The 6,143-nt window shown below is 64.5% G+C and carries 4 protein-coding genes and 1 tRNA gene; 2 read left to right on the forward strand and 3 right to left on the reverse strand.

What is annotated here, in order from left to right:
- Positions 1–363: 363 nt before the first annotated feature.
- Complete coding sequence (locus tag WBB14_RS34065) at positions 364–2,586, forward strand: FUSC family protein (protein ID WP_424243655.1); 2,223 nt, start codon at positions 364–366, stop codon at positions 2,584–2,586.
- A gap of 58 nt (positions 2,587–2,644) precedes the next feature.
- Here WBB14_RS34065 and yaaA read toward each other — a convergent pair whose 3' ends face one another.
- The 3 genes from yaaA to WBB14_RS34080 form a co-directional block, all read right to left on the reverse strand.
- Positions 2,645–3,415: a peroxide stress protein YaaA gene (gene yaaA / locus WBB14_RS34070; protein WP_424243656.1), complete on the reverse strand. Its 771-nt coding sequence runs from the start codon at positions 3,413–3,415 to the stop codon at positions 2,645–2,647.
- Positions 3,416–3,429: 14 nt separating this feature from the next.
- A complete protein-coding gene (locus WBB14_RS34075; RefSeq protein ID WP_424243657.1) occupies positions 3,430–4,212 on the reverse strand; it encodes a 3-hydroxybutyrate dehydrogenase in 783 nt (260 codons plus the stop codon).
- A 102-nt stretch (positions 4,213–4,314) separates the two neighbouring features.
- Positions 4,315–5,532 carry a cation:proton antiporter gene (locus tag WBB14_RS34080; protein WP_424243658.1) on the reverse strand — a complete coding sequence of 406 codons (1,218 nt, stop codon included), beginning with the start codon at positions 5,530–5,532 and terminating at the stop codon, positions 4,315–4,317.
- Between the two features lie 267 nt (positions 5,533–5,799).
- Between WBB14_RS34080 and WBB14_RS34085 the strand changes: the two genes are divergently transcribed.
- Positions 5,800–5,890, forward strand: a tRNA-Ser gene (locus WBB14_RS34085).
- Positions 5,891–6,143 lie beyond the last annotated feature (253 nt).

Raw genomic sequence — 6,143 nt, forward strand, 5'->3', positions numbered from 1 at the left:
TCACGGAGCCACGCCACCCGGACACCCTGCCGACCCGGCACACGCTCGACAGAACGCAGTGCAAACGCCCCTTGGGGACGCTGGAGGTCGAAATGGAAGCCTTGGCAACACACGCTTGTGGCGCGGCCAACGGCAGGTGTAACTGCTGCGGGATGGCTGGGAGGTGACCCTGGCAATCCGCCTCAACGCGCCGGTTTCGGATAGGCAGACCGGCGCAAGTGGAGCAATTTACCGCGTTGCGTCAAAGGTGGCAAATCGACCATTTCCAGACCGTTGCGTGGAAGGTTCGGTAACTATCTGGCCCCAAAAAATGGGACAGCCTCTCTATACTTGTTTCGTCATCCAGAACCGAGCCTCCGCCCCATGGATTTGCGCATTGCCAGCATCCGCCGCTTCCTCTACAGCCACTACTTCTTCGGAGGGGTGCGGCAGGGGGTGGGGATGCTGTTGCCCGTGCTGGTGCTGGGCGGCGTCTTCGGCAACTACACCACTGGGCTGGTTGCGACCTTCGGCGCGCAATGCCTGGCCATCATCGATCAGCCGGGCGGGCCGCAGCGCCACCGCACCAACGAGATGCTGGGCGGCGCCGCGCTGGGCACCCTGACCGTCATCATCACCGGATTCGCTTCCTCGCATCCCGTGCTGATCTGGCTGGCAGTCATTGCGCAATGTTTCGTCTATTCGATGTTCACGGTGTTCGGCAAGCGCGGCGGCCTGATCGGTTTTGCCGGCCTGCTGCTGATGACCTTGACCATGCATTCGCCGCTGGCGCCGCACGAGGTGTTGGCCCACGCCGCGGCCACGCTGGGCGGCGCGCTGTTCTATGTCGTGTTCAGCCTGGGGTTTTCGCGGCTGTTCTGGCTGCGCGAGGAGCAGCAGGCCATGTCGGTGGCGCTGTTCGCCACCGCCGACTACGTGGCGGCGCGCGCCGCCTTCTACGATGAAACCGCCGACCTGGACGACGCCTATCGCGAACTGATCCAGCGCCAATCCGTCATGACCGAAAAGCACCAGGCGGCGCGCGACATGGTGCTGCGCGCCCTGCCCCGCGGCAAGGGCCTGGGCGACCGTCAGCGCGTGATGATCTGGAACATGTTCGTCGACATGCTGCAGCTGCTGGACACGCTGGTGGCCACGCATACCGACTACGCGGCGCTGCGTCGCGCGCTGGCCGGCAGCGACTGCCTGATGTTCATGCGCGACGCGCTGGTAAAGATGTCGCTGGAGCTCAACCGCATCGCGCTGGACGTGTCGCGCGGACGCAAGGTGCAGTACCGCAGCAGCGCCAAGGCGGAACTACGCGCGATCGAGTACGAAATCGAACAGCTCAAGCAGCAGGGCCTGGGCGAGCGCGAGCCCGAGATGCTGGCGCTGATCGTCCAGGTGCTGCGCCGGCTGCGCAATTCGGCGCGCATCGTCGACCGGCTGGCCGACCACACCGCTGCCTCTCCCGATGCCAAGCCCACCGACGTGCTGCGCATCAACAAGTCGCTGACGCGCTTCATTTCGCGCCAGGAATTCCGGGTCGGGCTCTTGACCAGCAATCTGCGCCTGGACTCGCCGCACTTCCGCTACGCCCTGCGGGTGACCGCCGCCGCGGCCATCGCCATGACCCTGGCCAGCCAATGGCTGTCGCCGGCGTTTTCCGCGCACAACTACTGGATCATGCTGACGATCGTCATCATCATGAAGCCCGGCTTCGCGCTGACCCGTCAGCGCAATAGCTGGCGCCTGATGGGCACGCTGATCGGCTGCATCCTGGCGCTGCTGCTATTCAACCTGACCGACCGGCCGGAACTCCTGTTCGCCGCGCTGCTGGCCGCCTGCGTCATGGGCAACAGCCTGGTGCAGCTGAACTACATGGCCAGCGCCACCTTCAACACGCTGTTCGTGGTGCTGGTGTTCCACTTCGTGTCACCAGGCACCGTGTCCATGTCGGTGATCGGCGAACGGGCCATCGACACGCTGATCGGCTGCGCGCTGGCGCTGATCTGCAGCTACATCCTGCCATGGTGGGAGGCCCGCTACCTGAAGCCGCTGGCGGCCGCGGCCACGCGCGCCAACCGCGAGTACCTGATCGCGGGCATGCGCTACGTCGAGGCCATGCAGGCCCACGGCGCGCCCGTGGGCGCCGCAGCTGGCGAGACCCCGGCAGTGACCGACGCCGACCTGGCGTGGCGGCTGGCGCGCAAGAACGTGCACATCTCGTTCAGCAATTTCGCCGAGGCCTTCTACCGCATGATGAGCGAACCCACCTCGCACCAAGTGAGCGTGCCCGAGCTGAACAACCTGTTGATCCAGAACCACATCCTTGCATCCCAGATCACGGCGGCCATTCCCATCCTGGCCGGCCTGCCGGCCACGCCCGAGGCCGTGCAACGGGCGCTCACCGGCATGGTGGACCTGTTGGACGAGAACCGGGCGCAAGCGCCGGCCGGCCTGCCGACCCAGTTCGATACCGAAGGCGAGCAGGCCGCCCTGGTCTATCCGGTCAAGCAGATGCTGAAGGCCGCGCACATGATCCGCCAGGAACTGCACGCGCTGGCCGACCCCACGCACGCGCCGCCGGTGGCGGCGGCTGCGTGACTGCCTTGGATTGATTTCGCGAGATCGGGACGCCCCGGGCCCGAGGCCCGGGACCGCGTCAGACCTTGCGGCGGAAAACCAGCTTGTTTTCCGACGAAGCGGAGGCGTCGAACTTGTAGCCTTCCAGGTCGAACCCTTGCAGGCCTTCGGGCTTGGACACCTTGTGCAGGATCGCATAGCGCGCCATCAGGCCGCGCGCGCGCTTGGCGTGGAAGCTGATGACCTTCCAGGCGCCATTCTTCCAGTCCTGGAACACGCACTGCACCACCCGCGCCTTGAGAGTCTTCAGGTCGACCGACTTGAAATATTCCTCGGACGCCAGGTTGACGATGACGGGCGCCTTCTGGCCGGCCTGCCGTTCGTTCAGGTACTCGGCGATGGCCGGGCCCCAGTACTCGTACAGGTTCTTGCCCTTGGGCGTGGCCAGGCGCGTGCCCATTTCCAGGCGGTACGGCTGCATCAGGTCCAGCGGACGCAGCACGCCATACAAGCCGCTCAGGATGGCGACGTGCTCTTGCGCCCAGTCCAGCTGCTTGGCCGACAGGGTGGAGGCTTCCAGCCCTTCATAGACGTCGCCGTTGAAGGCCAGCACGGCCTGGCGCGAATTGGTCTGGGTGAAGCTGCGCTTCCAGTGGGCATAGCGCTGCACGTTCAGCTCGGACAGCGCCGGGCTCAGGCTCATGAGCTCGGAGATGTCCTCGGCCGATTTGGTCTTCAGCACCTTGATCAGGCCGGCGGCCTGGTCCACGAACAGCGGCTGGGTATGCGTCTCGATGTGCAGCGGCGAGTCGTAGTCCAGCTTCTTGGCGGGAGAAAGCAGAAACAGCATTCGGGAGTTCCTTTTTAGCGTGCCGTCCAGCCGCCATCGACCGAGACGGACGTACCTGTGATTTGCGCGGCGGCGTCCGAAGCCAGGAACACGGCGGTGCCGCCCAGTTGCTCCGGCGTCACGAATTGCAGCGACGGCTGCTTTTCGCTCAGCAGCTCGCGCGCGGCGGCTTCCTGGTCGACGCCGTCCTTTTCCGCCAGCGCGGTGATCTGCTTTTCAACCAGCGGGGTACGCACCCAGCCCGGGCAGATGGCGTTGGCGGTGATGCCCTGCCCGGCCGTCTCCAGCGCGGTGACCTTGGTGAAGCCGACCACGCCGTGCTTGGCCGCGACGTAGGCCGACTTGTTGGCCGAGGCCACCAGGCCGTGGGCCGAGGCGATGTTGATGATGCGGCCGTAGCCCTGCTTCTTCATGTGCGGCAAGGCGGCGGCGGTGCCGTGGAACACGGCCGACAGGTTCAGCGCCAGGATCGCGTCCCACTTTTCGGCGGGGAAATCCTCGATCAGCGCGGTGTGCTGGATGCCGGCGTTGTTGACCAGGATGTCGATGCGGCCCATCTGGCGCACGGCGTTCTCGACCAGCTCGCGCACGGCCGCGCCCTTGGACAGGTCGGCGCCGTCATAGATCACCTTGATGCCATGCTTGTCGGCCAGCCCGGCGCGGACCTTTTCGATGTCGGCGGCATCGCCGAAGCCGTTCAAGACGATATCGGCGCCTTGCTGGGCAAAGGCGGTGGCAATACCCAGGCCGATGCCGCTGGTGGAACCGGTGACTAGGGCGACTTTTCCTTTAAGCATGAGCATTCTCCTGTGGTCGGGCACATTGGACGGGCTAGGCAGGCGTCAAGTGTAGCTGCCTGGCAAGACGGCAATCATGCCATGCCCATACGCTGCGCAGGGTCAAGCAGCGGGAGGAGGATCGCGCGGCGCGGGCGGCTGAGACGCCTCGTCCTTGTCGGGTTCCGCCGTCGGCAGATCGGCCATGCCGCCCCGGTTCTCGGGGATGCGTTCCAGCAGCTTGATCAGCATCGGCACCACGCCCATTGAAATCGCCACGATGACTGACAGCAGGTCGCGCTGTTCCAGATTCATCAGGTGGTTGTCCCAGGCTTCATTGAAGATGGCGAAGCTGAACTCGCCGCCCTGCGCCAGCGCCAAGGCAAACAGCAAGCGGTGATAGCGCGGCAGGCCCAGAAAGCGCGAAAAGCCGTACAAGATCAAGGCCTTGACCAGCAGCAACGCGAACACGCCCACGAAGATGAACGGCCAGTGGTCAGCCACCACCTTCAAATTCACGGACATGCCGATGGCCACGAAGAACAGGCCCAGCAGCAAGCCCTTGAACGGGTCTATCGCCTTTTCCAGATCGTGCCGGTAGCGGGATTCGGCCATCAGCACGCCCACCAGGAATCCCCCCAGGCCGGCGGACAGGCCGGCAAAGTCGAACAATTGGGCTGCGCCCACCACCATCAACAGCGCGGCGGCGGTGAACAATTCGTTCAATTGCGCCTTGGCTGCCCATCCCAGCAGCCGCAGCCGATAAGCGGCTGCCACTACCACCACGGCAATCAGCGCCTCCTTGAAGGAAGGCGCCGACGCACCATCGGAACCCAGCAGGCCCGCCGCCACCAGCATCGGAATCGCGGCCATGTCCTGGAACAGCAGTATTCCCAGCGCCGACCTGCCCAATGGCGTGCGCGTCAGCACGCGCTCGTCCAGCAGCCGCAAGGCCACCGCCGTGGACGACAAGGCCAGCGACAAGCCACACAGGATCGCCGCCTGCCATTCCATGCCGGCCAGATGCCGTAGCGCCGCGCCGAACACCACCGCCAGCAGCAAACCGCAAGCCAACATCTGCAAAGAACCCAGCACGAAGACTTCGTTGCGCATGGCCCACAGGCGTTTGGGCGAAAGCTCCAGCCCGATGATGAACAGCATCATCACCACGCCCCACTGGGACACGTTGATCATGGTGTCCACATTGGTGATGAGCCTGAGGCAGGACGGTCCCACCAGCACGCCGGCGAGCAGGTAACCCGGGATGGCGCCCAGGCCCAGCAACTGGGTCAGGGGCACGCACAGCACGGCCGCAAGCAGGAGAATGAGGATCAGATCCATGGGACTAGCGGTTCCGGGATGAGCGCCGAGACGGATGGATGCCTGGGCAGGAACGTCAGGCATACCGGAATTCTGGGCAAAGAACGCCGCCGCCGAAAGCCGGTTGAAACCCGCTGTAGGGGACTTTCAACCACCCCCTTTACACAAACAAAAAAAATCCTGTAGAATTGCGGGCTTCGCTGCTTCGACAACGAAGATCCTTCCGACCAGGGATCTTTTGTGGAAAACCCGGCCCCCGGGGAATCCGCCGTTACGAAACCCAGCCACGGAGAGGTGGCAGAGTGGTCGAATGTACCTGACTCGAAATCAGGCGTACGGTATCCCCGTACCGTGGGTTCGAATCCCACCCTCTCCGCCAAGTATTGCAAAAAAGGCCAATCCCTCGGGGTTGGCCTTTTTCTTTTTCCTTCGGGTTTCATAAAAACTAAAAACGCACAGGCTCCGCGCGCACCGGCTTGCGTGTAGGCTGCCCTGCGCCATTCCGATGCTCGCCCCGGTGGGGCTGCGCTTCGGATGGCTCCGGGGTCCTCGGCTGGCAGTCGCCTAATGCATTGGTTGCGGACGCTGTTCATGGGCCGATGCCGCGAGCCGGTGGCCGGACGGAGGGATCC

The organism is Achromobacter sp., from assembly GCF_049647645.1.
GTDB lineage: Bacteria > Pseudomonadota > Gammaproteobacteria > Burkholderiales > Burkholderiaceae_B > Achromobacter.

Bases quoted from the DNA above. Each gene is read 5' to 3' on its own strand.
- WBB14_RS34065 (WP_424243655.1), top strand. From the start codon at position 364: ATGGATTTGCGCATTGCCAGCATCCGCCGCTTCCTCTACAGCCACTAC.
- yaaA (WP_424243656.1), bottom strand. From the start codon at position 3,415: ATGCTGTTTCTGCTTTCTCCCGCCAAGAAGCTGGACTACGACTCGCCG.
- WBB14_RS34075 (WP_424243657.1), bottom strand. From the start codon at position 4,212: ATGCTTAAAGGAAAAGTCGCCCTAGTCACCGGTTCCACCAGCGGCATC.
- WBB14_RS34080 (WP_424243658.1), bottom strand. From the start codon at position 5,532: ATGGATCTGATCCTCATTCTCCTGCTTGCGGCCGTGCTGTGCGTGCCC.